We start from the raw sequence: 1038 nt of genomic DNA, 5'->3' as shown, positions 1-1038 counted from the left end.
GGTCGAGGCGTCGAAGGCGTGCGGCGCGTGGAACAGCACCCGCAGGCCCTCGTCGTGCCGCCAGCACGGGTCGGTGGCGAGCTGCACCACGTCCCAGTGGCTGATCGCGATGCCAGAACTGGCTACGGCTCACCGTGACGTCGCTGCTCGTCCCGGAGACAGAGACGCCTCCGGTCCCGGTCTTGACCGCGCCGAGGACGTAGAGCCTGTCGACGGTGACGGCCGAGGAGTCGGTGACCGTGACGGCGTCCTCCTTCGAGTTCACATAGAACCCACTCACCGCGACGTCGTGGACCCCGGCCAGGGTGAACGCGTGGGTGAGCGACTGACCGCCCCTCCAGTCGACTCCCGACACGCGGACCAGCGGGATCGTGTTCGGCCACCCGACGGCCCACTCGCCCTCGAACCTGATGGGGTGACCGGGTGTACCGGAGCGGCGGACGTCGACCTGCTCGGCGTACTCGCCCGGCGCGATCCGCACCGTCTGCCCGGGCTGGACGACCCCGGCGGCGGCACCGATGGTGCAGTACGGCACGGCGCGGCTGCCCGGGCCGGTGTCGGAGCAGGACGCGGACTTCGCCACGTACAGCTCGGTGACGGGCTCGGCGGCGAGGGCCGCGGGCGGGGGCATGCCGAGAACGGCCGCGAGGGCCGCCGCGGTCGCCGCGACGGCGGGACGAAGGCGCAAGGGTCTGTACCTCTTCGGTGGGCGCGGCACCGGGCCGCGAATCGGATCGTTGTGGCGGCCACGTGACGGTTCGGTGCGTGGGCCACCGATATTTGACCACCTGTTCGATTCTGGTGTCGAGGCCTTTCCCCCTGGCCCCGGAGGGCCCCTGGCCACCGGGTGCCACAGCGGCCACACTGCTGCGGAGAAGATCCGTACCGGACGACGGAGGCAGTCACCGTGCAGCGCATCGGCATCATCGGAGTGGGCGAGATCGGCCGGGCCATCGTGATGGGCCTGCGCCACGGGGAGGAGCCCGGGCCGGAGGTCCTGCTCTCCCCGCGGGGCGCCCGCACCGCCGCCGAGCTGGC

Annotated in this window: 1 pseudogene; it reads right to left on the bottom strand. The window is 72.3% G+C overall.

Annotated elements, in window-relative coordinates:
- A pseudogene (locus tag ACWDCZ_RS41710) lies at positions 1 to 688 on the bottom strand (hypothetical protein); the annotation flags it as partial.
- Positions 689 to 1038: the final 350 nt, after the last annotated feature.

The sequence above is a fragment of the Kitasatospora sp. NPDC001225 genome (assembly GCF_053597855.1).
The sequence above is the reverse complement of the archived record's forward strand: the minus strand, read 5'-3'. Positions and strand labels throughout refer to the sequence as shown.